The organism is Salibacterium halotolerans, from assembly GCF_900115625.1.
In the GTDB taxonomy this organism is placed as follows: Bacteria; Bacillota; Bacilli; order Bacillales; family Marinococcaceae; genus Salibacterium; species Salibacterium halotolerans.
Genome location: NZ_FOXD01000005.1, coordinates 45,925 through 70,727, shown reverse-complemented (window position 1 = coordinate 70,727; position 24,803 = coordinate 45,925). Strand labels below are relative to the sequence as shown.

The 24,803-nt window shown below is 48.8% G+C and carries 24 protein-coding genes; 1 reads left to right on the top strand and 23 read right to left on the bottom strand.

What is annotated here, in order from left to right:
• Positions 1-72: 72 nt before the first annotated feature.
• The 15 genes from BM124_RS05955 to BM124_RS05885 form a co-directional block, all read right to left on the bottom strand.
• Positions 73-3,675 carry a dynamin family protein gene (locus BM124_RS05955; RefSeq protein WP_093336013.1) on the bottom strand — a complete coding sequence of 1,201 codons (3,603 nt, stop codon included), beginning with the start codon at positions 3,673-3,675 and terminating at the stop codon, positions 73-75.
• Between the two features lie 33 nt (positions 3,676-3,708).
• On the bottom strand, positions 3,709-4,215 hold the full coding sequence (locus BM124_RS05950; protein ID WP_093336011.1) for a YpoC family protein: 507 nt from the start codon (positions 4,213-4,215) through the stop codon (positions 3,709-3,711).
• Positions 4,208-4,870 (bottom strand): endonuclease III, encoded by a 663-nt coding sequence (gene nth, locus BM124_RS05945; RefSeq protein WP_093336010.1) that lies wholly within the window; start codon positions 4,868-4,870, stop codon positions 4,208-4,210. Before nth ends, BM124_RS05950 begins: the two co-directional genes overlap by 8 nt.
• A 15-nt stretch (positions 4,871-4,885) precedes the next feature.
• Entirely contained in the window at positions 4,886-5,581 is a 696-nt protein-coding gene (locus BM124_RS05940; protein ID WP_093336008.1) for a DnaD domain-containing protein, read from the bottom strand.
• Between the two features lie 121 nt (positions 5,582-5,702).
• Entirely contained in the window at positions 5,703-6,893 is a 1,191-nt protein-coding gene (locus tag BM124_RS05935) for a pyridoxal phosphate-dependent aminotransferase (RefSeq protein WP_093336006.1), read from the bottom strand.
• Between the two features lie 126 nt (positions 6,894-7,019).
• The gene (locus BM124_RS05930) at positions 7,020-7,496 is read right to left on the bottom strand and encodes a PepSY domain-containing protein (RefSeq protein WP_139217072.1); all 477 of its coding nucleotides are present in this window, start codon (positions 7,494-7,496) and stop codon (positions 7,020-7,022) included.
• 31 nt (positions 7,497-7,527) lie between these two features.
• Positions 7,528-8,838, bottom strand: a complete 1,311-nt coding sequence (locus BM124_RS05925) for an amidohydrolase (RefSeq protein ID WP_244504248.1) — start codon at positions 8,836-8,838, stop codon at positions 7,528-7,530.
• A gap of 14 nt (positions 8,839-8,852) precedes the next feature.
• Positions 8,853-11,660: an ATP-dependent DNA helicase DinG gene (dinG, locus tag BM124_RS05920; protein WP_093336003.1), complete on the bottom strand. Its 2,808-nt coding sequence runs from the start codon at positions 11,658-11,660 to the stop codon at positions 8,853-8,855.
• A gap of 58 nt (positions 11,661-11,718) precedes the next feature.
• A complete protein-coding gene (locus BM124_RS05915; RefSeq protein WP_093336002.1) occupies positions 11,719-12,684 on the bottom strand; it encodes a biotin--[acetyl-CoA-carboxylase] ligase in 966 nt (321 codons plus the stop codon).
• A complete protein-coding gene (locus BM124_RS05910) occupies positions 12,674-13,843 on the bottom strand; it encodes a tRNA nucleotidyltransferase/poly(A) polymerase-related protein (protein WP_170840997.1) in 1,170 nt (389 codons plus the stop codon). Before BM124_RS05910 ends, BM124_RS05915 begins: the two co-directional genes overlap by 11 nt.
• A gap of 13 nt (positions 13,844-13,856) precedes the next feature.
• Positions 13,857-15,005, bottom strand: a complete 1,149-nt coding sequence (bshA, locus tag BM124_RS05905; RefSeq protein WP_093335998.1) for an N-acetyl-alpha-D-glucosaminyl L-malate synthase BshA — start codon at positions 15,003-15,005, stop codon at positions 13,857-13,859.
• Positions 15,006-15,016: 11 nt separating this feature from the next.
• Entirely contained in the window at positions 15,017-15,709 is a 693-nt protein-coding gene (bshB1, locus tag BM124_RS05900) for a bacillithiol biosynthesis deacetylase BshB1 (RefSeq protein WP_093335997.1), read from the bottom strand.
• Positions 15,706-16,122 carry a methylglyoxal synthase gene (gene mgsA, locus BM124_RS05895; RefSeq protein WP_093335995.1) on the bottom strand — a complete coding sequence of 139 codons (417 nt, stop codon included), beginning with the start codon at positions 16,120-16,122 and terminating at the stop codon, positions 15,706-15,708. The genes bshB1 and mgsA overlap by 4 nt, the downstream gene beginning before the upstream one ends.
• 12 nt (positions 16,123-16,134) lie before the next feature.
• Positions 16,135-16,929 (bottom strand): 4-hydroxy-tetrahydrodipicolinate reductase, encoded by a 795-nt coding sequence (gene dapB, locus BM124_RS05890; RefSeq protein ID WP_093335994.1) that lies wholly within the window; start codon positions 16,927-16,929, stop codon positions 16,135-16,137.
• A 1-nt stretch (position 16,930) separates the two neighbouring features.
• Positions 16,931-17,269, bottom strand: coding sequence for a nucleotide pyrophosphohydrolase (locus BM124_RS05885; RefSeq protein ID WP_093335992.1), 339 nt, complete (start codon positions 17,267-17,269; stop codon positions 16,931-16,933).
• Between the two features lie 131 nt (positions 17,270-17,400).
• Here BM124_RS05885 and BM124_RS05880 point away from each other — a divergent pair, with 131 nt between their 5' ends.
• Complete coding sequence (locus BM124_RS05880) at positions 17,401-18,267, top strand: YitT family protein (protein WP_093335991.1); 867 nt, start codon at positions 17,401-17,403, stop codon at positions 18,265-18,267.
• Between the two features lie 57 nt (positions 18,268-18,324).
• On the opposite strand, the gene BM124_RS05875 is transcribed toward BM124_RS05880, so the two are convergent.
• From BM124_RS05875 to BM124_RS05840, 8 genes are all read right to left on the bottom strand, one after another.
• The gene (locus BM124_RS05875; protein WP_093335989.1) at positions 18,325-19,005 is read right to left on the bottom strand and encodes a zinc metallopeptidase; all 681 of its coding nucleotides are present in this window, start codon (positions 19,003-19,005) and stop codon (positions 18,325-18,327) included.
• A gap of 98 nt (positions 19,006-19,103) precedes the next feature.
• Positions 19,104-19,910, bottom strand: coding sequence for a sporulation protein YpjB (locus BM124_RS05870; protein ID WP_170840996.1), 807 nt, complete (start codon positions 19,908-19,910; stop codon positions 19,104-19,106).
• Between the two features lie 119 nt (positions 19,911-20,029).
• A complete protein-coding gene (lhaT, locus tag BM124_RS05865) occupies positions 20,030-20,620 on the bottom strand; it encodes a lipoprotein heptaprenylglyceryl N-acetyltransferase LhaT (RefSeq protein WP_093335986.1) in 591 nt (196 codons plus the stop codon).
• Positions 20,621-20,702: 82 nt separating this feature from the next.
• Entirely contained in the window at positions 20,703-21,587 is an 885-nt protein-coding gene (locus tag BM124_RS05860; protein WP_093335985.1) for a menaquinol-cytochrome c reductase cytochrome b/c subunit, read from the bottom strand.
• Positions 21,588-21,635: 48 nt separating this feature from the next.
• Complete coding sequence (qcrB, locus tag BM124_RS05855) at positions 21,636-22,310, bottom strand: menaquinol-cytochrome c reductase cytochrome b subunit (RefSeq protein WP_093335983.1); 675 nt, start codon at positions 22,308-22,310, stop codon at positions 21,636-21,638.
• A 14-nt stretch (positions 22,311-22,324) separates the two neighbouring features.
• Positions 22,325-22,831: a QcrA and Rieske domain-containing protein gene (locus BM124_RS05850; protein ID WP_244504255.1), complete on the bottom strand. Its 507-nt coding sequence runs from the start codon at positions 22,829-22,831 to the stop codon at positions 22,325-22,327.
• 129 nt (positions 22,832-22,960) lie between these two features.
• Entirely contained in the window at positions 22,961-23,434 is a 474-nt protein-coding gene (locus BM124_RS05845) for a YpiF family protein (protein WP_093335982.1), read from the bottom strand.
• Positions 23,435-23,518: 84 nt separating this feature from the next.
• The gene (locus BM124_RS05840; protein WP_170840995.1) at positions 23,519-24,787 is read right to left on the bottom strand and encodes a tetratricopeptide repeat protein; all 1,269 of its coding nucleotides are present in this window, start codon (positions 24,785-24,787) and stop codon (positions 23,519-23,521) included.
• Positions 24,788-24,803 lie beyond the last annotated feature (16 nt).

The window sequence follows — 24,803 nt, the reverse complement described above, 5'->3', positions numbered from 1 at the left end:
GATCTAAAAAATCAGTTCGCTGCAGCCGTCACTTCCGGTATTGTCTCGGCTCATAGCCGGTATAACCGTTTTTTACTTCTGCAGATGCTTTTGCAGAAAAGAAGTTTCTTCTTCAAGCGCCGGTTTTTTCGAAGAGTCAAACAGCCAGCGGATCCTTTCTATTTCCTGATCCGCTTCGTTCTGAAAATATATTCTGAAGTATTCCGCCTGTTCCCGCATGTGTTCATTTAACCTTTGCTGCAGCCGTTCTTCCAGCGAAGCTATCTCCTTCCCTGCTTCGAGACGGACTGTTTCGGAAAAGTCCTCTTTCAGTTTCTGTACCGCCCGGTTTCCGAAAAAATCCTTTCCGGACTGGTAGTAATCAAGAAAAGGAGCGGTCGGTATGGTCATACGAACGGCTGCCTCCTCTTTTTCGGGCAGCAGCTGCAAGGCTTGCGAATCAGGAGCTGCTACGTTTAAATCATTAGGGACCGCTGCGTCTCTAAAACGTTGGTTCCCGCGGTAAATACCTTTGGCACCATGCTCCTGCAGTCTGAAAATAATGGTCTGCATCTCACGTTCCAGAAAAGTCCGCGCCAGTCCTTCCATTTCCTGGAGGGCTCCCTGAAGCCTGGCTTTCTGCTCCCGTTTGGACGAACCGTTAAGAACGGCCGGATTCACAGCTTCAGGGAAGTAGTCGAGCGCCATCAGTTTCACTCTTTCCTGCAGGTAGGAGCATTGCTGCTGCAATTCGTGACGCAGCGAAGGAAGGAGGTCTTCAAAATGGAGTGTCTCAATCTCTTGTTTGAATGCATCCACCGATTCGAGGCGCCTCGTCATAATCTGTTCCGGATTGTCCCCGCTGTCTGCGTCATCAAGAAGCGAACGCAGTAAACGGTACATATGCATGCCGTGTTGATAAAGCTGGTCCAGATGATCGGCTTTTAACGTATCCATCGTTATCGTCTCAAAATAATGCTCAAATCCGGTAAAGGCGTCTTCCTCTTCGGCCGAAGCATCCTGCTGCTTTAAGGCAAGCGCGTCTTTGCTGGACAACGTGAATACGTGAGGATCTTGTATCCCGCTTTGAAGAAGCTGCTCTCTCACGTGCTCTCTGACGACATTCAGTTCTGTCTTCGAATCCGCAAGGTCCGATGCATTAATAATAAAATACAGCCGGTTCGTATCAAATTCCTCGTTGACCCCCGCCATCTGCTGCAAAAACACTTGATCCGCTTTGGAAAAAGCATGATTATAATAGGTGACATACAGGACAGCGCTGGACTGGGTCATCTGTTCAAAAGCGACATTCGTGTGACGGCCGTGAATCGAGTGAATACCCGGTGTATCGACAAAGACGAGACCTTTTTCAGTCCAGGCGCAGTCATAATAAATGGATGCCTGCTGAATAAGGCAGGCGTACTCCTCCTTCCCTACCCAGTCCTGAAGCTCATTGATTTCTGTTTCGATGCGGACGCCGGGTGGGACAGTCTTTTTTTTCAGACTCTGCTGCAGAGTAAACAGGTAATCGGCATACGTCCGCTGGTAGTCGGTTAATCGATTCTGGTTTGGTTTCTTCCAGCTTTGAAGTGTTTCCAGATTCAAATCCGTGCCAAGTTCCCGTGATACAGCCTGAATCTCCTGTTCCAGGACAGCTTCTTCTTTCGTATCCAGTACCACGGTTCCATGAGGATACGCCAGAGTGCTTTTTTGGATACGGTTCACAGCCGATGTCGTCGGATTCGGGGCCGCCGGCAGAACACGTTCACCAATCATGGCATTAATAAAGCTCGACTTGCCCGCGCTGAATGCTCCAAAAAGAGAGACCGTGACCGTATTGTTATCATACTGCTCCAGCAGCCGCGCGAGCTTCTTCTTTTCCTGTTCAAACAGAGGCCGGTCTCCGTATTGATGGAGATAACGGCGGATAGGTTCAACAAACGAATCATCTACCTCCGGCGCAGAAATGAAAGGCTGCTCTTTCGTTTGTTCCGGTGCGTCCGCCTCCGTAACCACGGAATCCTCTTCTTCCTCCTCGGTTACAACGATATCAGGAATATTTCCTTCCGGGTAATCTTCTTCTGCTGTGCCTCGGAGAAGCTGCCAAAAGTCATGACCGCCGTCGTTTGTTTTCAGGTACGTCCGGCATTCTTCTAATTTCTTCTCCACTTCATCTGCGGCCTGCTCCCATTCCCGAAGTTCCCGGCTTACATCTTCCGCATTCTCCTGTTTTTCCAGCAGTGCCGCTTTTTTTTCATCATACTGCGTTTTCAAAGCTTCTTCATAGTCCTGAAAAAAAGATTCCGTTTCCGCCTTCAGCTGTTTCCCTACGGCATCCGCCATTTTTTCAGTGAATGTATACACAAACTGCCGGTCGAATTCCGATGTCGGCACAAACCGTTCCAACAGCTCTCCGTCAACGGTGAAACTCCATTCCTGTACCTGTGTTTCAAACGAAGCAGGATCCTGCATATACGGCACCGCTTCTCCCAGAAGTATATTTTTTACGTGAAAAAGCAGTTCTGTTTTCACCTTTTCATTCAATTCCTCAAGCACTGCTTCTTTTCGTTTCGCGCGTTCTTCCTCCGTTTTGCGGCGCGTGAAAAGCAGCCCTTTTTTGAACTGACGGTGACAGCTTTCGAGCCAGTGTCTGACCTTTTCCGTTGTCGTATACGGAAACAGCGTAACATCTTTCAGGAGCTGATTGCGTTCATCATAGAGCAATTGTACGGCAGCTTTCTTCTGCTGCTCTACCTGTTGAATCTCTTCTTCCCTGCTTCCGGCCTGTTCTGCATCTTTTGGGTCCATGCCGCGCGATAAAAGATTTTCCTGCCACGTTTCATAGGCTTCTTCTTTTTCTTCTTTCAGCCGTTCCATTAATTGATGGACCGCGCCCGACTCGTGCATCGGCAGGCTCCGTGAAGAAAGATTGCCGCCATAATAAAGCAGCGGCTTTAAGAAAGAAGCAAGACGATCGGATTCATTAAAAGGGTAATCGGGTTCTTTCATCGAAGTGAAAAAAAGTTCCATCGGCTGAATACCGGCCCTGGAGAGCGTGGTGCGCAGCCCATTTTTAAACGATGTCAAACGTACTTCGTTTTCATTGTGTTTATCGATCTGATTGACGACAAGAAGAATTGGTTTGTTCTCCCTGCTCATTTCTTTTAAAAACCGAAGATTTGTTTCAGACTGCACGTGATTATAATCGGTGACATACACAATGCAGTCGGCTGTATAAAGCTGATCTGCGGTAACGAGCTGATGATTCGGGTCGGTGGAATCCACCCCCGGCGTATCAAACAGCCGGGTTGAAGTGGACAGAAATGGAAAGGGGATGTAGATATTAATATGTTTAATTTCCTCTCCATTCATTCCCCAGGATTTCACCTCATCCCACGGTATTTCATCCTGCCACCGCTGCTCTTTCCCGTCACTGGTTGTAATGGCCAGACCCGGGTCGCCGTATTGAATCGATATAATATTGGCACTTGTCGGAATAGGACTTGACGGCAGAAGGTCTCTGCCCAGCAGTTCATTCAGAAGTGTCGATTTCCCCGCAGAAAAATGACCGCAGAAGGCAACTTCAAACGCAGGATTCTGTCGTTTTGAAACCAGGGCCTGCAGCCGTTTTTCGTCCTCGTCGGAAAAAGGGAGATTCAACAGTGAACCAGCATCTTTCATTTGTACCTCTGGCATGATTTTCCCTCCGTGTCATGTAAAACGAACCATTTAATTTTTTTCTTCAATCTTTATAAGGGCAAACTGCTTTCTGCTTTCCACAAACAGGCTTTTAAGCTGTATAAAACTGTGATGATGGGACGGCCTGCTTATGATAAAAGAAAGCCTTCCGCCGGCGTTGGAAGGCACCCTTCTCATATCTTTGGCAGCTGTGGTGAAAACGTCCGGATCCGCTCCCGGAACCCGGCATCTGTTCATCCAGGACAGAACCGATAACAGAGCGGCCGTCTGCTCGATCATAACAGGGTGGGCGGATGCTGTATCCCGGTCCGCGTAACAGATTTCCAGCACGTTCAGACGCTCCTCCCATTCCTCGAACAGATTCGGTACAGACGTCAGAGGATGCTCCCATGGAGCCTCGTTCAACCAGCCGTTTTCCCACAAAATTTCTTCCCTGAACGGTGCTCTCTTTTCCTGGAGAAAGGATAAATCCACATCGTGTTGATAATAAAAAGGGGCTTGAGCAAGATGGAGGGGGATAACGAGCTTATCATGCATGCTGCACGTCCCCCCGTTTCATTCGTTTCTGTCCTTCACGGCATAAATGCAAAAGCGGGCACGATGCGCACTGAGGGTCCCGCGCCCGGCAGTGGTATCTGCCGAAAAAAATCAACCGGTGATGCGTATCCGCCCACTCCTCTTCCGGAACTTTTTTCATCAGGGTTTCTTCCACTTCGCGCACATTGTCTTTCCAGCGGCAGATGCCAAGACGCTTAGAGACTCTTTCCACATGGGTATCGACTGCGATGGCAGGTGTTTTAAATGCGACAGATGCCACAACATTGGCTGTCTTTCTGCCAACGCCGGCAAGGCTCATCAATTCATCTCTCGAGCGGGGAACTTCCCCTTCAAACTGTTCGAGAAGAGAGGCGGAAAGTTTTTTGATATTCTTTGCCTTGTTCCGATACAGCCCGATGGATCGTATATCCTGCTCCAGCTCACCTTGAGATGCATCGAGATAATCCTGCGGTTTTTTATACTTCTGAAAAAGTCCCGGTGTCACTTTATTCACCAGCGCATCGGTGCACTGCGCAGACAATACGACAGCGATAAGCAGTTCAAAAGCATTGGAATGATGAAGCTCACATTCGGCTTCAGGGTACATGTCTTTGATTGTTTCAAGTGTTTCTCGGATTTGTTTTTTTGTCAGCATCTTTCATCCGCCCTTTTATGGTTCATCCAGCCAATTGATATTCGGATAGTCAGGAAGTTTTTCTTTTGAAGCTTTTCCGGCTGATGATGTCGATTTACGAAAACGGTCACTGTGAGCTTTTGCTTCCTGTTTCGTGCGGATGCCGTTTTTATACCATTCAAATAAGATACGGTCAATATAGCGCAGATTCAATTTCCCGGACAATACCGATTCATGCAGGGCCGCTTTTATAAGATCGGCACTATATTTATCCTGATCCATCCACACGCTGATTGTTTCATATTCCATCGGCGAAAGAGGTCTGGCAAACTCCTGTTCAAACAGCTGGTAGAGTTCTCCTTCCCCCTCCGCTTCGGTCCGGAGGTCTTCCGCCGGGCGGTAAAAAGCTTCGACAATCCGCCGGAATAACGGTTCCAGAGAGAATGTTTCATACATTACCTGATTATCATCTTCGTTTTTATGCATATCCAAAAACCCGTTATTAATCAGGGTGCGCAGCAGGCTGGAACACTCATCATCTGTAATGGCCATCCGCTCGGAAAGTTCGCCCGGAGTCGGAAAAGGATGATGGTCTTCAATAAACCGGTAGATATGAAGCAGCATCATCATTTCTTTTTCGTTGAGTCCGATACAAGCATAATAATCAAAAAGCAGGTTGGAAACTGGTGTGGTTCCATACTGCAGCAGGTGAAGTGCCTGTTCCTGATTCATTCATCATTCCCCCTTTCGGCCGTCCGGCTTCCTACCCGCTTTCTCTCCTGTCAAAGAAAAACCCCCGGAATCAGGGGGCGGAGCGGAGCAGGAAGCCTTTCTTTCACAGCATGCTCCTGCTTTATGATAAAGCGTTCTTTTTTTCAATAAATGCTTGTATCCGCTCCAGTGCCTGTTCCAGTGCATCAAGTGATGTCGCGTAGGAAAGACGGACATTATCCGGAGAACCAAAGCCGCTTCCCGGTACAACAGCCACTTTTTCTTCCTCAAGCAGCGCTTTGGCCCATTCATCTACGGTGTTATATCCCGCTTTATCGGCAGCTGCCTTCACATTTGGAAACAGGTAAAAGGCTCCTTCGGGCTTCACACATGAAACACCCGTTATGTCTATCAGTTTATCATATACGGTATTCAATCTCTCTTCAAATGCCTGTCTCATGGTTTCCACGGAACCGTCATCCTCCGTGTAGGCTGCAAGCGCTCCGAACTGGGAAGCCGACGCCGGATTGGACGTTGAATGGCTCGCCAGGTTGGTCATCGCCTTGATAAGGGTGCTGTTTCCGGCAGCATATCCAATCCTCCACCCTGTCATCGAATGGGACTTGGATACCCCGTTAACGAGCACGGTCTGTTCTTTGAGTTCCGGTGAAAGCTGCGCCACGGAAACATGCGTGGCATTTCCATAAATCAATTTTTCATAGATTTCATCAGAAACGATGATGAGATCATGTTTCAGAGCGGTTTCCCCCAGCTCTTTCAGTTCTTCTTTCGTATACATGCTTCCTGTCGGGTTGCCGGGTGAATTGATAATGACAGCTTTTGTCGAAGAAGATACGTGCTCTTCCAGCTGCTCTGCGGTGATTTTGAAATGGTTGTCTTCGCTCCCCTTTACAAATACCGGTCTTCCGCCGGCCAGTTTTACCTGCTCCGGGTAACTGACCCAGTAAGGAGCTGGAATAATAACTTCATCTCCTTCATCCAGAAGAGCCTGAAAGAGTGTATATAAAATGTGTTTCGCTCCGTTACCGATAATAATTTCTTCTTCCGTGTACGTCAGCTGCTGATCATTTTTGAATTTGTCGGCAACTGCTTTTTTTAATTCCGGCATTCCGCCGGACGGGGTGTATTTCGTGTGTCCGTCCCTCATGGACGCGGCCGCTGCTTCTATTATGTACGACGGCGTGTTGAAATCAGGTTCGCCGGCGCCCAGGCCAATTACATCATGCCCCTCGGCTTTTAACTGCTTGGCTTTTGCCGTAATCGCCAGAGTGGAAGACGGACTAAGCGCCGATACTCTTTTAGATAGCTCCATAATCTCTATTCCTCCTCGTTACGTTACAAAACAGGATATCGTAAGTGTAATAAAAACCTCGTTTAAATTCAAGCAGCGTTTGTGCCATGCTGTATGGTTTTCTTCTGCTCTTCCCGGGAGGTAATTCTACCCGGATTTCTGGATGCTGTACCGTTTGATATAGTCTCCATTTTTCATTGATAAATAATAGTAATGAAGAGAATTGTCATTTTCAAACGTCACTTCATACAACGGGGTGCCATTCTCGAAACCCGGTTTTATACTGCGGATACTCTGCCGGTTAAAGCGGCTGCGGACCATTTCTTTGGCTTCAGCGGATGATATGCTCTGCTGTGCGGGCAGACGGGCGGCTGCACTGCCTCCCTTCACAAAGAACCATTCTTCGGAACCATCGGATAACACAGCGTATACGCTGTAAACCGTTTCCTGTCCATGAAAGTAATAAGACTCCTGCACCGACGTCACATTCTCTTTAGCGAGGACGATATTTTCCGCCTCATCCAGCGTTTGTGCCAGAGAGGAACGAACCATCGTATAACCGAGATAAGATAGTCCTGCCGCCAGTATGACTGCTATTCCTGTAAGAAGAAACCAGCGCTTCATATTGCATTTCCTTTCTGTTGTGTCCATCACGTCACCGTCTTTGTTCCAGTTTTTCGTGCTGGTAACGGGCATTGTACAATATCCGTTCTTCGTCTATTGTAACGAGCTCCCTGTCCTTCATGAGCTGGTTTCCATCGACAAATACATCCGTCACGTCCTGACCGGAAGCGGCGTACACAACATGAGACACCATATGATGTTCCGGCTGCAAATGGGGCTTTTCGGCATCCAGCATAATAAAATCAGCAGGGCCTCCGGGCTGAAGCAGTCCATCTCCTTCAAAGCCAAGGAGATGCGCCCCATTTCGCGTTGCCATCCGGAAAATGTCTTCTGCCCCGACTGCGCCGGGATCCATCCGGACACCCTTCTGCATAAGAGCAGCCATTCTCATTTCCTGGAACATATCCAGGTTGTTGTTGGATGCGGAGCTGTCCGTGCCGAGAGTGACGGGAATGCCCGCTTCAAGAAAACGGCTGATTGGCGCCGTGCCGGACCCCAGTTTCGCATTGCTCATCGGATTATGGGAAATAAAGGCGCGTTTCTTTTGCAGCAGGCTTATCTCTTCTTCTGACACGTGAACACCATGAGTCAATACCGCCTGCTGTTCGTAAAACCCAAGATCGTCAAGATGGGCGGCCGGCGTACGTCCGTAATTCTCTTTATACTCCTCGACTTCTCCTGCAGTTTCGGCAGCATGCGTACCGATCATCAAATCATGTTCCCGGGCGGCAGATGCAATTTGCGTCATGAATGCCGGAGGGCACGTATAAGGAGCATGCGGAAAGAGCATTCCCTTTATCTTACCATTTCCTTCCTTATTCCAGTAATGGGCAAGTTCCACCGCCCCGCTTAGTTTCGCTTCCCATTCTTTCTGTCCTCCAAAGCCGATCATCCCACGGCTTAATACTGCTTTCATGCCGGCCTGCCTCGTTTGTTCAAAGACAAGGTCCATATGCAGATGATACATATCCAGAAAGGCTGTCGTTCCCGAGCGGATCATTTCAGCCAGAGCAAGGTCCGTACCGGCCTGCACCATATCGCGGTCCAGTTCAGCCTCCCGGGGCCATATTTCTTTTTCGAGCCACTCTTTAAGGGGAACATCATCAGCTGTACCTCTCAGCAGCGTCATCGGTGTATGCATATGTGTATTGTACATGCCGGGAAGAACCCATCTGCCTTTTCCCTGTATACGGGGAATAAGATCGTGTTTATGATCAGGGACCGGCATCGTTTCCACTTCCGCAATAATTCCGTCTTTGATTTCCATATAGCAGTTTTTCTGCACGGACTCTCTGCTGCCATCCGGAAGCAGATGAATATCTTCAATGATGAAGTGCTGCAACACACACCCTCCTGTCAGTCGTAAAAAAATGAAGCTATATCATCCAGCAGATGATCGACCGGCCGGTGGACCACAGGCAGCTCCGGTATAGACTCCAAAAAGGTCTTTCCGTAACCGGCCGTCATGATTCTTTCATCGAGCACAACAGCGACTCCTCTGTCTTTTCTGTGGCGGATCAGTCTGCCGAATCCCTGTTTAAATCGAAGTACCGCCTGGGGAAGAGACACGTTTCGAAACGAAGATAGACCGTTTTGTTCCGCCGCTTCCATTCTCGCCTGTGTCATCGGATCATCCGGAGGCGGAAACGGCAGCCTTGCGATAATAAGGCAGCTCAGATCCTCACCGGGCAGATCGATACCTTCCCAGAAAGAATTTGTTCCAAGCAGTACAGCCTGCTCCTGCTGCTTAAACATCTTCATGAGACGGGAGCGGCTCCCGCTTTTCACTCCCTGGGCGATAAAGGAAAACTGGTTTTCCTCATCCCACTGCTTCAATTGGTCGTACGTCCGCCTCAGCATATCAAACGATGTGAAAAGCACCAGCATTTTCCCTTCGGTGATGTGGGCTGTATGATAGATAAATTCAGCAGTATCTGCAATGAACGACCGGTCTTTCACCGAAGGCATATTCTGTGGAACGAGCAGTTCTGCCTGTTCATGTATCGGAAAAGGGCTGAAAAGCTGCATCGTTTCAGGCACAAAGTCGTCCAGCCCCCATTTTGTAATGACATGGGAAAAGGAGTTTTTCAATGTAAGGGAAGCCGACGTCATGATGACACTGTCTTTCTCCTGAAACAGCCGGTCGGCAAGAAGATCCGAAACATCGACCGGTCTCCGGTATATATACGCGGCATTCGCTGCTCCCTTCTTCTCTACTTCCATCCAGTAGACATGGTTGGAGTCTTCTATCATAAATAAAGAATGAAGGTAATCAAACAGGTTAGCTGCCTCCTCCAGAGCTGAAGCAAAATCCTGAAGCAGTCCATTTTCTGCTGAATCCATATGAATCAGAGCGGAAAGGCTGCTGCAAAAAGACTCGAACTGTCTTGTTTCTTCTGAAAATACGGCAAGCGCCCGCTCCAGCGCGTCCTGTATTCCCATCCACGCCTGATGGTTCATGTGGGCTGGAAAATAACGAAGCGACAACCGTCCCACGTCCGTGTGCCCGTGTTCAGACTGTTTGAGACAGAATTCATGGACCATCCGGAACAGTTCATCTATTTCATACTTTAATAATGTGAAATAATCCTGTCTCTTTTGAAACCACGTCATCGAGTACTGTTCCGCTTTTTCCTGTTCAAACACAAAAAGGCGTTGAAACAGTCCGGTGTCTTCCAGAACACCGAGGCGGTTCAGAGCCTGATTTACATCAAAATAGCTGATTTCCACACCTAAATGCCGGGAAGCCAGTTCCTCAAGGTGATGAGCTTCGTCAATGACGACATGATCGTGGGAAGGAAGCAGACCGCCACCGTTTTTCATGTCTGTAAAAAGCAGGGCGTGGTTGGTAATCACAATGTCGGCCTGTCCGGCATGCTGAACGGCGCGGGGATAGTAATCCAGCGCTTCCCATGATGGAAAATGCCCCCGCTTGTCCAGGTCATCGGTGCACACTTTCTCCCAGAGGGCATTTCCTGCGCCGCCTGGAATATTGATTTCTTCAACATCCCCGGTACTTGTTTCAAGAATCCAGACAAGAATTTGTGCAATCGTGAGAACCTCTTCATAAGAACCGGCTGCCGTTCCGATTGCCTGGCGGAACCGGCGCAGCGAGAGATAATTGCTTTTTCCTTTTAAAAGAATCATCGAAAAGGAAAATGGAACAGCTTCTTCCAGTAACGGAAGTTCTTTTTGCATCAGCTGTTCCTGTAGTGAAATCGTGTTGGTGGAAACAAGTACACACTGACCGGTTCGTTTACTGAAATAAAGGGCGGGCACGAGATACGCGAGCGTTTTGCCAATCCCGGGTCCTGCCTCAACCAGCAAATGGCTGCGTTCCTGCAGCACCTGCTCCACTTTCCGTGCCATCACGGCCTGTTCTTCTCTGTACTCAAATGTTTCCTTTTCAGAAGCGAATGGTCCGTCTGAAGAGAAAAACGTGTCTATTTCTCCAGCACAACCTTTCATTTTATCCTGACCGGTATCATCCGAATCCGGTTTTTTAAATACAATTCCTTTATACTCCATCCACCGTGGATCAGAATTGGTGACTGTTTCCTGTTTGATGACAGGTTCTCTCATCACTGCCGATACATCACTCTCAAGATGCGGTGCGAGCGAATGAAACCACTTTTTCGTCGTTTCCGGAAGACCAGCCAGTTTATGAAGCAGCCGAAGAAGTAAAGAGGCGGTTACCCACGCGTCGCTGTCAGCCTGGTGGGGACGGTTGTGGGAGATGCCGAGCCACTGGGTCAGCCTTGAGAGCTGATACGCCGGAGCCGACGGGAAAAGAATGCGGGACAGCTCGACGGTGTCCAGTACACTTCCCTGAAAAGGCGGAAACCCCGCTTCCTGAAGTTCACTATTTATAAATTGAAGATCAAATGGAACGTTATGTGCGACAAAATAGGAATCCTCCAGCCACTCCCGGAGCATTGGCGCGACGTCGGTAAATTCCGGGGCTGTTTTAACATCTTCAGAGGAAATACCGGTCAGCTGCTGGATAAACAAAGGAATGGAAGAATGCGGCTGAATAAACGAAGACCATACCTTTTCAATACGGCCGTCTTCGATGAGAGCCGCTCCTATCTGAATAATTTTATCTCCTTTTTTAGGAGCGTTTCCTGTCGTTTCCGTGTCAATAACGACAAATTTTCTTGTCATAGGTTTCACCCCGGCCGTTTCGTCTCTACGGGCATCATAAGTATATCATATTCCAGCTTCAGTCAATATCGGCACTGTAAATTTTCTCAATCGTACCGTCTGATTGTTTAAGAAGAAGAACGCCGTCTTCTGTAATTCCTTCGGCGTATCCTTCCACCGTTTTGGACCGGGACACAGCCCGGACACGGGTTCCGATGGTAACGGCAAGTTCCTCCCAGCGTCTGCGGATGGATGCGAATCCCTCTGTTAAATAAGTCTCATACCACTGCTCCATACTTTTCAGAACAGAAGCAGTAATATCAGCGCGGTGGAACGCTGCTCCGTTATTCTCCAGTGCCAGGGATGTCGCCTTCGATTGCAGATCAGGCGGGAAATCATCTGTTTCGTGATTGATATTCAGTCCGATGCCGATAATCACAGCCTGAACCCGGTCCGGGTCCGACTGCATTTCTGTCAGAATGCCGGCGGTTTTTTTTCCGTTTAGTAAAATATCATTCGGCCATTTAATACATGGGTCAAGACCAGTTGCACTGCTGATTCCTTCGGTTACAGCGACTGCTGCAAGCAGGGTAAGCTGGGGAGCATACTGCGGCCGTATGTCAGGACGCAGTATAATACTGAACCACAGTCCCGTTCCCGGCGTGGAAAGCCAAGGCCTGTCCAGTCTGCCTTTTCCTTTCACCTGTTTATCGGCGGCGACGACTGTTCCTTCCGGTTCGTGTTTTCCCGCCAGTTCATGAGCTTCTTCCTGGGTGGAGGTGACTTCCTCTTTATAGAACAGCCTCTGTCCGAATGTATTCGTATGAAGCCGCGCTTTTATTTCATCAGCGCTTACACGGTTGGGCGTGTGGGTCAAACGGTATCCTTTCCGGGGTGCCGCTTCGATTTCATAACCGTTCTTTCTCAATTCCTCTATATGTTTCCATACAGCAGTCCGCGAAATACCGAGTTTTCGGCTGATCTGCTGTCCGGAAACATAGGCATCGGCTGTATCTTCAAGCACCTGCAGCAGCTTATCTCTCATGTGACAGTTTCTCCTTTACGAGGGATAGTAATTCCTTATGTGTGTTGGCAGCACGTCCTTGGAGCACTTCTTCCTCCAGGAACGTCAGAAGATGACCAATCTGCTTTCCCGGTAGAGCGGGATGCAGCTTGACGATATCCGATCCATCCACTTTCAAATCACTCCTTGAAGCGATAGGAAGCAAGCGGGCGAGCTCTTCGATGTGTTCCAGTGTGCCGTTGTTCTGTTTTCCTTTCCGCCATTGGTGGACGGTTTCAATCTGAAGAGCGCACCTTTTGCCGTTTCGGTAAACAAGCTCTGTGTTCCATTCTATTTCATCAGGATTGGCGGTACAGACTTGAATGATGTGACGGATACGCTTTTGGAGGCTTTTTTTCATCGGCCACCTGCTTACGAAACGCCCTGCCTGTCCGCCATACAACAGGAAGAAGAATACCGTCCATTTTTCCTCGATGGAAGAAAAAGACGCCATATTCGGGTGTTTTTGCTTTTTCAGAACGTGCTCCGGCCTGATGGAAGGCGGAAAATCATGCAGCACACCGGAGCGCAGCAGCAGTCCCAGGGCTCTTGAATTATCCATGCCGGTGAGCAGTTTTTCGATTTCTCTTTGAATCCGTTCTTCTGCAGTATGCCAAAGCCCATTTCCCGCCGTACATAGCGCCTGCCAGGTTAACTCATCCACGCTGAATCCGAGTTCTGACACAAACCGAAAAGCCCGCACCCTCCGCAGTGGATCCTCCTGCATGCGCTCCTGCGGAAAAACGGAACGGATCCTCTGCCTGTTTATATCGTTTTCTCCACCACCCGGGTCAATAAGACGTCCGCTCCTGTCCACCGCCATCGCATTTATCGTAAAATCCCTCTGTTCAAGGTTTTCCTGAAGCGTCTGCTTATCCGGATGAAAAGTCGTTATTTCAAACACGTGTCCACCCCGGGGGACGATAAAAACAGGAAAAGGAGCAGATGGCTGCACCGCTTGAGGAAACAAGGACAACACGACCTCAGAAGAGGCTTCCAGTACGATATCGATGTCCCTGATTTTACGCGGGAGCAGTGTGTCACGAACTGCTCCCCCTGTGACATATCCTCTAACCCCGTGTTTTGCAAGATATTCAAGAGTCTCCAATGCAGCATTCCAGGCTGGTCCACTCAGATACATATCCGTTCCACCTTCAGTTTTCCTGCGCGTACCGCAAAGAACCGATCTCTTCATATAATGTTTCATACTGCCGGACGATGCTTTCTGACCCGAACACTTCCGCTGCTCTTTGTTTACCGGACTGGGACATGCCTGCATAAAGGCTTGCGTCTTCCAGCAGTTTGGCGCCGGCCGCTCCGGCTTTCTCCGGCTCACCAACCGGGGTGATGAAGCCTGTTTTCCCATCGGCAATCACTTCCGGAATACCTCCGGCGTCCGTGCCAACTACCGGCACTCCGCATGCCATTGCTTCAAGGGCTGCAAGTCCAAAGCTTTCTTTCTCTGAAAGAAGCAGCATCACATCCGAGATATTCAGAAAATCCACTACCTGCTTCTGACTGCCAAGAAACATGACCCGGTCTTCGATACCGAGGTTTTCAGCTTCCTGACAGGCTGCCCGTTTTTCCGGTCCGTCCCCGATCATCAATAACACAGAAGACACCCGGGAATGCATAGCAGCAAAGGCTTTTACCACGTCAACCGTCCGTTTGACAGGACGGAAGTTGGAGATATGAATGACCACTTTGTCGCTTTCGGCAATCCCGTAGGAATGTCGGAGGTTTTCCGGACAAACATCATCACTGTAGACCCGTTCATCTATAAAGTTATAGATAGTGTCAATTGGTCTTGATGTCTGCAGCATGTTCTTCGTTTCCTGAACGAGAGATTGTGACACGGCCGTTACCTTATCTGATTTATTAATCGCATATCGGATAATGTCTTTCAACGATGGGTCATGTCCAAGCACCGTAATGTCGGTGCCATGCAGCGTGGTTACCACCTTAATATCGTCTTCCACCATATCTCTTGCCAGGAGGGCACATACGGCGTGCGGCACCGCATAATGAACATGAAGAATGTCCAGTCCTTCTCTTTTCACGACTTCTGCCATCTTGCTCGCCAGCGTCAGGGAATAAGGCGGGTATTGAAAAACCTCGTATTGATTCACTTCCACCTCATGATAATAAATGTTGGAATTTGTATGATTCAGGCGGAACGGCAGGCTCGTTGAAATGAAGTGAACCTCGTGCCCTCTTTCAGCCAGCAGTTTTCCAAGCTCTGTCGCCACTACTCCCGAACCGCCGACGGTCGGGTAACATGTTATGCCAATTTTAAACGCCATAGTGTTCTCCTTTACGGGATGAAAGATAAAACGAGCGGCGAAGCAGTTTTGAAACCTTCAGCATAATCCGTTCCGGCCTGTTTCCCAAAAACCGCGTCTCTTGCCCGCACACTCTCGACATAGCCTTCCGTTAATGGAGTGGATACACTGCCTGAAGTTTTTTGAAACTGGCTTTGAAAGCAGGAAAGAGCTTTTTCTTTATGCTGCTGCCATGCCGCTGCGTCAACGTAAAAGTCGGGAAGCCCGAGTCCGTTGATAAAGTAGTAATAAAATGCCGCCGTTTTATGAGGGGGTGCACTTACTTTTGGATATTTCATTATCCCCGCATCAAATAATGCTTCCCGGACTACCGTGCTGCATGCCGAATGATCAGGGTGACGGTCTTCGTAATACGGGGCAAACACAACATCGGGTTGGATCCCCCGGATGGTCTCAATCAGGATATTGTACTGTTCATGTGTGTTTGTGATGGCTCTATCGGGAAAATCGAGCTGATACCGTCCCGTAACGTTTAGAACAGCCGCAGCATCTGCAGCTTCCTGCTGCCTCGTTTCCACTGTTCCATTGGAAGATAATTCCCCTTTTGTCAGAGAGCATACATATACGGCATCACCTTCTGCTGCGTGATTTACAGCTGTTGCTCCCATACCAATCTCAACATCGTCGGGATGTGCGCCGATACAAAGCAGCCTCTTCTTCCTCATATTTTTTCATCCCCTCTTGGCGGCTGCACATGACGAAAATCAAGCAGGCCGCTTTCGAGACCTTTCACAAGCACCTCAGCTGTCGCCATATTCGTTGCCAGCGGAACCGCATGCACATCACAAAGGCGGAGCAATGCCGTAATGTCCGGTTCATGAGGCTGGGCCGTGAGTGGATCCCTGAAAAACAAAATCAGGTCCATATTGTTTTCCGCAATAAGCGCCCCGATCTGCTGATCTCCCCCGAGAGGTCCCGACAAATGCTTACGAACATCAAGACCGGCTTCGCTTTCTATACGCGAGCCCGTCGTACCGGTGGCATGCAGCTGGTGATTTTGCAGGACCGGTTCATACGCCTGCACGAAACGAATCATGTCTTCTTTTTTCTTATCGTGCGCAATTAAAGCAATATTCAACGACAGGCACCTCTATTCCATTAAATTTTCGAGCCCGTAGACGAGCGTTTTTACCTGCTGGACGCTCTCCACCGCCATTTTTACACCTGGCATGAAAGACTGGCGGTTGTAGGAATCGTGGCGTATTTTGAGCGACTGGCCGGACGCGCCGAAAAGTACTTCCTGGTGCGCAACGAGTCCCGGCAGACGCACGCTGTGTATACGCATTCCATCCGTTTCAGCTCCGCGCGCCCCGGTCTGCTGTTCTTTTTCATCAGGATGTCCCTGCCTTTTCGGTGTCCGGACTTCATTGATCATGTCCGCTGTTTTGGCAGCTGTCCCGGAAGGAGCATCAAGTTTATTGTCATGGTGCATTTCAATAATTTCAACATCAGAGAAATAGTGCGCCGCCATCTGAGAGAGTTTCATCATTAAAATGGCTCCGACAGCAAAGTTCGGAGCGATGACGGCTCCAATCTCTTTCTCTTCGGATTTCTGCCGCAGACGAAGAATATCTTCATCATCAAAACCGGTCGTGCCGACAACCGGCCGCACGTAATAATCAAGGGCCAGTTCCAGATGTTTCTTTCCAGCCTCTGGTGTTGTCAAATCAATGAGAACATCAGCTTCTGTTTCCTCGAGGCACGTCTGCATATCATCATAGACTAAAGCCTCTTCATCCGGCATACCGGGAAGATCACGCAGCTTCTTGCCGGCATTTCTGGAGTCGACAGCCGCTGCCAGTTCAAATCCTTCCGTTTCATGAACGAGCTGTACGGCTTCTTTTCCCATTTTCCCTCGTGGTCCGGCAATAATTATGCTTGTCATGTTATCTGTCTCCTTCTTCTTTCATTGTCCAGCGGCCGGCATCTCTCGTCCGGAATTTATTCATTACCAGGTCAAACGCTTCATCAAGATCGATATGTAAGGAATTGGCAAAACAAATGAGCACAAATAGAATGTCTCCCATTTCCTGTTCAAGCGGCTTGTCCTGTTCCGATTCTTTCTTCGGTTTTTCGCCGTAATAATGATTGATTTCTCTTGCCAGCTCTCCTGTTTCTTCGGATAAGCGGGCCATCATGGACAGAGGGCTGAAATACCCTTCTTTATACTGCCCGATATGTTTTTCGACCTCCTGCTGCATATCCTGCATTCGTTTTGAATCCATAGTCCATCCCTCACCTTCCCTTTTATCGTATCGAATTCCTATGCGTTTGACAATCACCGGGCACCTTGTGCCGTGCCGTTGTATTCATTATACTATACAGGGTTCAAATGTTTGGATAAGGGGGCTTGTTGTTGGTCCGGCACATCAAAAACAGTTTTTTTATCGTTCTTGGATCTGCTGTAATGGCTTTCGGGCTCGTTTATTTTAATATTGAAAACAACCTCGCGGATGGTGGATTTACAGGCATTACACTCATCCTCTATTTTCTGGTGAACATCGATCCGGCTGTCTCCAATATTGCGTTAAACCTTCCCTTTTTCCTGGTTGGTTGGAAGATTCTCGGCAGAACGGTGTTTGTTTATACAATCATCGGAACGCTTGGACTTTCGTTTTTCTTATGGCTCTTTCAGACCTTTTCTCTTCTTGAGCTCAGCCTGCGGGAGGATATGACGCTTGCCGCGTTATTTTCCGGCGTGTTTATAGGCAGTGGTCTCGGTTTAGTATTCCGATTCGGAGGAACGACAGGCGGATCAGATATCATCGCCAAACTAGGCGTGAAATACCTTGGCTGGAGCATGGGCAGAACGTTGTTTGTATTCGATGCAGCGGTCATTACTTCGTCGCTCGTTTATCTCGATTACAGGGAGGCGATGTACACCCTCGTTGCGGTCTTCACGGCTGCGAAAGTCATTGATTTCATTCAGCAGGGAGCTTATTCGGCCAAAGCGGCATTTATCATTTCGGATGACCCGGAAAAAATCGCACACATGATTCTAAAAGAAATGAACCGCGGTGCCACATTGTTCCGGGGCAGAGGCTCTTTTACCGGAAGTGACAAAGAAGTGCTGTACTGCGTCGTGGCCCGTAATGAACTAGTCCGTCTCCGAAACCTGGTCGAGCGTACCGATCCGGCTGCATTTGTAACCATCAATGAAGTGCAGGATGTCGCGGGGGAAGGGTTTACGCTGGACAAAAACAAAAATCCGATTGATTCGTAAAACGCAAAAGGGAATGCCGATGGTAACCGGGCATTCCCTTACGTTATTTTTTCAGATTTACTCATCCATGAAGAAATACATGGCGATAAAACGGACAAGTTCCATAACAGCGACAAGCGCTGCGGCAACGTACGTCAAGGCGGCGGCGTTGAGGACTTTTTTCGTTTCTTTCTCCTCGTTGCTGCGAATGATGCCGGTGGAGACAATCTGGTCCATCGCTCTGCTGCTGGCGTTAAACTCCACCGGCAGGGTGATCAGCTGGAATAATACAGCGGCCGACATAAACACAATACCGACAAGTACTAAATTCGAAAGAGACAGCAGGACGCCGGCAATAATGAAAATGAACGACATGTTCGAACCGGTGCTCGCTGCAGGTGCCAGGGTGCTCCGGAATCTGAGAAAAGCGTAATCCTGTGCATCCTGGATCGCGTGACCGACTTCGTGGGAGGCAACAGCCTGGCCGGCAACGCTCGTCCCGTAATAGTTATCTTCGGATAACCGGACCATTTTCTTTCTTGGGTCGTAATGGTCGGAGAGCTGACCTTTGACCGGCTCCACGCCGACATCGAAAATACGATTTTCGTGCAGAATCTTCTGCGCCACCTGCGCTCCGGTCATACCGGAGGAGTTGGATATTTTTGAATATTTTTTAAACGCTTTTTTTACTTTCGCCTGGGCCATCAATGGAATCGCCATGATGATAACAAGATAAACGAGCATTGTTACAATACCCATTGTCATCCCTCCACAATAATGTGCTACCTGTATTCTATTTAAAACGTCAAAGAAAGTCAATAAAACCGGCTCTGCATCTTTGACGGTTCCGTGACGCTTTATTTATCCCGCATGCGGTCGTGCTCTTTTTCGCCTTTGTATTTTTTCCATCCGGTATATGTCAGCGAAGCAAAAAGAATACTTCCTATGGAGAGAATAACCGCCCACAAGGAAGGATCCGCACCATCCTTTCTATGATTCTCCACAACATCCGTTATATACTGCTGAAGCGTTTCAATACGCGGGACTTGTCCACTATGCGCCCAGTTTTCCCCGTCCAGGTAGCGGATATAGGAAACAAGCGGCATGTAGTCCTCTTCCATTTCCGATGTATACATGGCCGGACGAATGATTTCAAATCCGGTCTGCCACTCGTGGAACAATTGCTCCGCATCCTGCGTGTTTCCTTTCTGCAGGTTTTCTTTCAACGTTTCCAGCCTCTCGGAAAGGCTGCGGGCGTAATCTTTCCAGATTGGATTCTTGCTGTGCACCGCAGCATCCACCGCAAGACGGAATGCCAGAATAAACCGGACACGCTCTGCCTCATCCATGTCCGCATCCACAAGAGCCGTACCGGCTCGGTCGAACGCCCGAAGCAACGCCGTAAGCTGTGCTGTATTCATGTCATAATCGTTAAAGGAAACTTCAGGCAGACGGCCGGCTATCCAGGAATGAACAGCTTTTGCCTCTTCAAACTCGCCGTTTACAGCCAAATCATGCATGGCGGCCGCTTTATCATCCACCTTTTCAAGCGGGAGTATATCATCTGTTTCTGCCTGCAGGTGGTGTGTATGAAAAAACATAAGGATAACAGCCGCGGCGCTGATAATACAAGCCGCCCGCCTCCCTGTTATGATGGACGTCACAAAAACCCCCTCCTTCTCATGATCCATTCTATGATAAATGGGACAAGAGTAGACCGGAGGGGGTTGTTTTGACGTTTTATTTCAAATTACGTGGTCTTATGAGCGTGGAGATCATTTCTTTACAGAGACAAATAATGACGGCGTTTCATGCTGAACACATACAACACCAATACCGACAGCACACTCAGCCAGAACGTAAAATATCCAATATGCATAATATCATCAGATAATACAGGAGACACCCACGGGTACATGCCGTACACGTAGTCGATAATATCATTATGTACCGTCCAGACTGCCGCAGCTGCCAGGTGCCAGGCCTTTATCCGGTAATACGGCAGAAACAAGAGGGCCTGCACCGCCATGGCCGCATGGGAGACGATCAACATATAATGCGTCCAGTTCAGGTCGCCGCCTGCTGCTCCTGCTGAAATATTCATAACCACCGCCCATGTTCCATATTTTAACAAAGTTACAGCAGCCAGTGCTTCCAGAAGCCCATTATGTTTTTTAAAGAGAAAGAACACAAGGACACCGCAGAAAAAAAGGCTGGCGGTCGGACTGTCCGGGACAAAAATCAGAAAAACCGGAGGAGTTTCCACGAGCTGTACGTTGTACCACCAGTACCCGTAGATGGTTCCCAGCCCGTTTACAATTAAAAGAACCGCAAGAACCTGCGGCATTCCCAGAAGTCGTAATATCATGCCCATATTAAAACACCACCATTTTTTGCATCTGTCGAAAAAAGGCCGTCCCGTTAGATGGGACAGCCGTAAACAACGAACGTTTTCTTTATTCGCCTTCGCTGTTTTCTCCTTGTGATCCTCCTGAGTCACCACCGGATCCTTCCCCGGAAGATCCTCCGGATTCGGAACCACCGCCGCCACCTCCGGGGTTTCCACCGGAGGAAATGTATTCAGCAAGCGTCTGAAGGTCTTCTTCGCTTCCTTCAAATTGTCCGGCCGGCATTTCACCAATACCATTTTGAGCGATGTCTTTTACCGTTTCGGCATCATACTGCGTATTGTAGAGCGACGGTCCAGCTGAACCGGAGCCCTGCAGCTGATCTCCGTGACAGCTGATACAGCCCTGGTCGGAATATATCTGATACCCCGCCGCTTCGGTATCGACTTGTGACATAGCCTGCTGTTCTTCTTCATCAAGCATTTCACCCTGATCAGCCGCTGCTTCCCAGTCATGGTGCTCCACCGACTCCCATGTAAGAAAAACAGTCGCCAGGGTGCCGAGAATCATTAGTCCTGAAGCAACCGGCCTTCTTGAAGCTTTCCGTTCCGGCCCTGTATCCAGCCACGGGGCCAGCAGAAGAGCTCCAAATGCAAGACCTGGAATGACAACCGCGCCAATCACGGTAAAGTCACCTGCCGCGTATTCATACTTCAGCAGCTGATATAAAAACAGAAAGTACCAGTCCGGCAACGGAATATAACCGGAGTCGGTAGGGTCGGCAACCCTTTCAAGCGGGGAAGGGTGCGCTACCGTCAGACAAAGATAACCGATCAGAAATACAGCTCCGACCAGCCATTCTTTCAGAAGAAAGTTAGGCCAGAATGCTTCTGTCTTCCCGGGAAATTCCGAATAATCTTTCGGAATATTCGGTTTACGTCCGGCCGGTATACGTGAATCCCCGACAAATTTCATGCCCTTTCCACGATGCATCGGTTTCCCTCCTTAAATTCTCAAACGTATACGTTCTGCTGCAGGCTTTTACAATGGTCCGGATATTCCCTGTTTCCGAATCATGATAAAGTGTGCCGCCAGCAGACCCAGCAGTGCCCCCGGAAGGAAAAACACGTGAATCGCGAAAAACCGGGTCAAGGTCTGCGCCCCGATGATTTCCGGATCTCCGGCAAGCAGTGTCTTTGTAAGCGTCCCCACTAAAGGAACACTCTCTGCTATCTGTAGTCCTACAACGGTCGCGAAGTAGGCTTTCATATCCCATGGAAGCAGATAGCCTGTAAAACCAAGTCCAAGCATAACAAAAAATATGAGAACACCGACAACCCAGTTTAGTTCTCTCGGTTTTTTATACGCTCCTGTAAAAAACACGCGCAGTGTATGTAGGAATATCATGACGATTACAAGGCTCGCCCCCCAGTGGTGCATTCCCCTTACGATGGTGCCGAATGCCACGTCACCCTGCAGGTATTTCACAGATTCGTGAGCGTTGACAATATCAGGAACATAATACATGGTCAAAAACATGCCGGACAAAATCTGAATGACAGTGATAAAAAATGTCAAACCGCCGAAGCAGTATACAAATGCTGAGAAATGATGTGCCGGATTGACGTGTTCAGGCACTTCGTGGTCAGCAATATCCCGCCACATCGGAGTGATGTCCAGACGTTCATCCACCCAATCATATACTCGCTGCAACATAAATGACGCCCCTCCTAAACTTGTGGTTCTGCTTTACCAACATACACCGTTCCTTCACGCACTTCGACTACATATCTGTGAAGTGGTTCTGTAGGCGGAGTCCCCTCGATGTTGGTACCGTCTTTTTCGTACCGTCCTCCGTGGCAGGGGCAGTAAAATTGGTTGGGGTGATCGGAACTGGACCCCCAGCTTACTTTACACCCCAGATGCGTACAGGTATTGGAAAGCGCCACAATTTCCTCCCCGCTTCGATAAATAAACGCTGTCTCTGTCACTTCCGATGTCACCCAGGCATCTACCTGTTCATAGGAAAAATCAAACCGCTGCGGATTCTCTGTCAGCTCCGATACATCCGTTACCGCTTTCATATCCCCTTCAGTTTCAGCCTGCAGCACAGGATCAATGGCAAAGCGCGCCATCGGCAGTATGATGCCTGCAGCCATAAAGCCGCCCACACCGGTAAGAGTATAGGTTAAAAACTGCCTTCTTGAAACATTGTGATTCTGCTCATCACTCACCAGTATCCCCCCTGTTATATATCCGTCTTCCCGGACAATGTTTACACACACGTTACAAAACTAGGACATACTCATGATAGCCCAGCGGACAACAGCCTGTCAATCTTTTGTAGAACCAATTATGCAGGAATTTCAGCTTTTCCCCTCTTCTTTCCATTTATCCATGACAACAGGAAGAAGCTGCTTGATCTGTTCGGATATTACCTGCTTCTTATAGGCAGCATCCAGGTTTTCCAGTGGTACAAGCGGCATCCAAACCAAAAAAGCATCCAGTTCATACTCGATTTTCTTCCACGATGAATCAGCTGTAAGAAGTATGATATGTTTTAGTTTTTCCTTTTTCATCGTTTCTATCCATCTGTTGAGTTCTTCCGTCTGCGGTGTGTTTGCGCCATCTGCTGCGAGGTATGTATAGGACGGCGCAAGCAAGATGCGTCCCCTGAATTGTCTTTCCAGCTCTGCTGTCATAATCGTGATGAATTCGGTCATGGCTGCACTCTGACGGATGCCGTCACCGAATTCGACCGGAAGCAGCGGCAGCAGCGCGGTATCCACGTACTGTCTTTCTTTCACAAATGAAGGAATATCTTCTGTCGACCATCTCATTGCGAATCTCCTTTCTGATGCAAAATATAAAGCCCCCTGTCATATGGGTTCAAAGACCAGTGTTTATGACAGGGGGCAAACGGGTTACATTCCGCTGTCCTCAAGATCTGTAACCAGTTCCTGAATTTCTGTGTTGGCCGGATCTATAGAGAGAACACTGCGGAAATGACGCAGTGCCTGCTCCCTGTATCCAAGTTCCAGAAGCAGACGACCGTAATCTTCGAGAAATAATTCGTTCTCTGTGTATTCCTGCTGAATGCCCTTATACGTTTCAAGGGCTTTGTTAAAGTCCTCTTCTCCCCACTGTGCTTTGCCGAGATACCAGTCCAGTCCCGGGTCGTCCTCTTTGATGTCTTTCAGGTAGGAAACAAGATCGATCATGGACTCATAGTCTTCCTGAGTGTGCCACAACTCCAGCACCGCAAATGCCGCGTCTCTGTTGGCCGGATTCAGCGACAGTGCCTCGCGGAGTCTTTTTTCGGAAGAGGACTGATCATCAAGTGCCATGTGCAGTTTGCCGGCTTCAAGAAACAACTGATCATTGAATTCGTCGACAGAAAGACCGTCTTCCGCTGTCTTTAACGCCTGATCAAAATGTTCCACTCCTTCATACGCCCGTACCAGGTAAGGATACAACGTGACAAATTCGGGATCCATCGCTTTCAGCTCTTCCAGCTGCTTGGAGGCAGTCTGATAATCACTCACCTGCAGCGCTGTATACCCGTAGCCGAACAGCGCCTGCGGCTCCTGTTTTTCTTTTATCCCTTTTTCATAATAAGACATGGCATCTTCAAAATTCCCGGTGGAACTGTAAGCTTCGGCCAGACGCAGATCAAGGCTCCCTTCCGGAAATTCAAAGCCCTGCCGCTCCGCCTGTTTCAGATACGGGATACTTTTTGAAAAGTCTCCCTGTTCCAGATAATAATCTCCGAGACCGGCCAGTAAAACAGGTTCTTCCGGAGCTTCCTGAAGTGCCGCCTTCAGTTTCGATTCCGCCACCTCATCAAGCCCCTGCAGCTGATATAAATCCGCCAGCAGCATCTGGGCCTGAAGAAACGCTTCATCTTTCTTGTCCACTTCCAGAAGCCATTCGATTGCTTCATCTTCCTTGTCCATATCAATGGCTGTCTCTGCCGCAGTGGTCAACAGTTCTCCTTCATCCGGATAATTCTGAATGAGGTACTGAACGAGCGGTTCTGCTTTATCCGGTCTTCCCAGTTCATTGTACAGCTGCACAAGATCATACTGCTGCTGGTGATCCGCTTCTTTTTCAAACTCATTGAGAAGTTCCAGCCCTTTTTCCGTATTACCCTGTTGAATGATTTCCATGATTTGTTCGAGACTATATTTCAATCCACTACCCCTTTGC